Source organism: Methyloceanibacter sp. (genome assembly GCF_051306395.1).
In the GTDB taxonomy this organism is placed as follows: Bacteria; Pseudomonadota; Alphaproteobacteria; order Rhizobiales; family Methyloligellaceae; genus Methyloceanibacter.
This window is the reverse complement of sequence record NZ_JBPPND010000048.1, coordinates 1-2,356: the sequence shown is the minus strand read 5'-3', so window position 1 is coordinate 2,356 and position 2,356 is coordinate 1. Positions and strand designations below refer to the sequence as shown.

At 62.5% G+C, this 2,356-nt stretch carries 2 protein-coding genes; both read right to left on the bottom strand.

Annotation, left to right across the window (positions count from 1 at the left end):
• Positions 1-118 precede the first annotated feature (118 nt).
• Entirely contained in the window at positions 119-1,384 is a 1,266-nt protein-coding gene (locus ACSLE4_RS03370) for an ISKra4 family transposase (RefSeq protein WP_435903074.1), read from the bottom strand.
• 29 nt (positions 1,385-1,413) lie between these two features.
• Positions 1,414-1,836 carry a DUF6788 family protein gene (locus ACSLE4_RS03365; protein WP_435903073.1) on the bottom strand — a complete coding sequence of 141 codons (423 nt, stop codon included), beginning with the start codon at positions 1,834-1,836 and terminating at the stop codon, positions 1,414-1,416.
• Positions 1,837-2,356: the final 520 nt, after the last annotated feature.

The following is a 2,356-nucleotide window of genomic DNA, read 5'->3' as shown; positions in this document are numbered from 1 at the left end:
GCCATCATTGGCAGCGCGACGCCTCGACGGCTTTTGCGATTGAGGTTTGAGCAATTCAGTTCAACCATTGAGCGTCTCCACAATCATGAGATTGGGTGCGCGACATATCTGTGGAAGATCAAGCGGCCCGGGCGCGGCTTTCCCAGTAGTCCTCGAACTTACCGCTGAGGCGGTTGCAACGCAAGGCCAGGATGGCGTTGGCGCCGCGCACCGTCCAGAACATACCTGACTGTTTGAGTCGCGCCCCGACCACCGTTTTGCAACCGGCTTCGACCACGCCCGAGCCGATAAACAAACCCTGCGCCCGAAACCGCGGATAGCGCATCCGCTCGGCGTTGCGCTCAAAGTACTCCGCCTCGTTGTTGAGCAAGTGGGCCAGCTCGGCGTTGGGCGGCGGAAATTCACGTAGCGTCTTCACCACGGTCTCCACCTTCCCTTGATCGAGCTTGTGTTCGAGCCGCTTGGCCCAGCGTTTTCTGCCCCGCAGATCGCCGCCAAACAACGGCGCCGCCAGCTCCCAAAGGTGTTGCCGGGCATGATAGAGGTCGACGATCTGAATGGCGTTGGCAAAATGTTGATCGGCCAGGTTCCAGATCCACACCGCGCCATCGCCCAGCACCACTTTCTTATCCGCCCGGCTCCAGCCGCGGTTCCAGGCTTCGGTGTAAAGCCGCAATCCAAAATCCTCGGCCGTCTCGATGGCGGCGACGTAGCTGGTGGAAGCCTCGTCGCGAACCGGCCGGCTCTGCTCATCGACACGGGTTTGCGTGAACACGCAGCCCAGCTTGACCTCGCGGGTCCGCGCCGGTTGTCCAGCGATCTTGCCGGCCCGCCCGGCCCGTTCGGCGGCCACCACGGGTACTCCGGTGCCGTCCATTTCGATATAGATCACCGGCACGGCGGGGGCACAGACGGCGGGCAACTCCAATTGTTTGGCACGGTGCATCGCGGCCTGCTCGCGCGCGGCGATGTCGGCGCCGATCGACTCGGCGTGTCGCTCCACCGCTTTGGTGGTGACGTCCAAGCCCGCCAGCAGTTCGAGTTGCGCACGGCCCTGCTCAAAGCTCGACTCGCTGCCCACCACCGCCAACATGCGGCGCACGCCCGGCGAACACTGCGTGCCTTCCACATCCAACTCGTGGTCGCGCGGACTGTGTCCCTGGCGGCAGTGCGCGCAGTGGTAATAGGCCCGCTCGATCTGGAGCGGCCCCAACACCGTCAGCAAATGTTTGGGGCGCGTATCGTGGTAGCGGGCGGTCTGCCCGCAGGCGCAATCCACCTGCGCGGGATGGCCCCCATCCATCGACAGCAACCGGCTCAGCGCCGCGGCGCCGGCGCGGTGCATCGCACTGCGCATCGCCATCTCGACCGCCTCCAAGTCCAACGAAGGGCTTTTCCGCTGGGCGCCGAAGACTACTTGGAGAAGCGTCTGGACTTCCCGCGTGACTTCTTGATGAATCGCAGCAGCCGTTTTTTTTCCTCCTCACTCCAGCCACCCGGCTCGGACTCGACCGGGCGCAGGTGGCAGATCTGCTCATTCAAAGCCGTCAACTGGGCGCTGAGTTGTTGAAAGCGGTGGAACTCGTGGACTTGCTCGGCCGCCTGGCGAAACGCGGCCGGGCTGGGGAACGACTCGCTGACGCTTTTGCTTTTCACCTTACGGAGCAGACGAAACTGCGGATGCCCGGCACTGTCGGGCTGGGCGCAGTGACAGCTGGGTTTTCCGCAACGGCGCGCCACGGCGGAGACGGTGCCGGGGCGGAAGTCGCCGAGCGTGAGAAACTGCTGCAACAGGCTGTCTCGTTGGGATTCCAAATCGGCCAGAGTTTGGGGCATGGGCCACCTCCTATTCTGAGTATACACATATACTCAGAATAGTGAGCCTTTCCGGCCTCGATTGTAAAACGCCCACTCCTATGTCGCGCACCCTTCTGGTATGTCAGCGGCTCATCGATAGCGATACACTTGAAGCTTCTCCCAGATGCTGCGGGGACCCCAGCCGCTTGGGAGAACAAAAGGCGACGAAAATGTTCTAGACTGGTGCAGTCGCAGCCTGCTTAACTCGCCGATGTTCCTGAAATGAACGGCCAAGAACAAGTCGACGAGGGGTCCCCGTGCTGACGCCGCATTCCGTCAAGGGCCCACTTCGGGAATGTGGCTATCGCCCTGACCTGCTCAAGACCGACTTCGCCTTCGGTGATGACCAGAGGGCTCCGCTCGTCGCCTTCGCCCAGCAGCCAGCAGATTCTCGCTCAGCATGCGTGGCTGTACTCTCGGAGTCTGATTCTCCCCAGCTCGCCGTCGAGGCATGCAAGCCTCTAGGGGCGCCCGTTGTGTTTGTCTGCTACCAGGACAG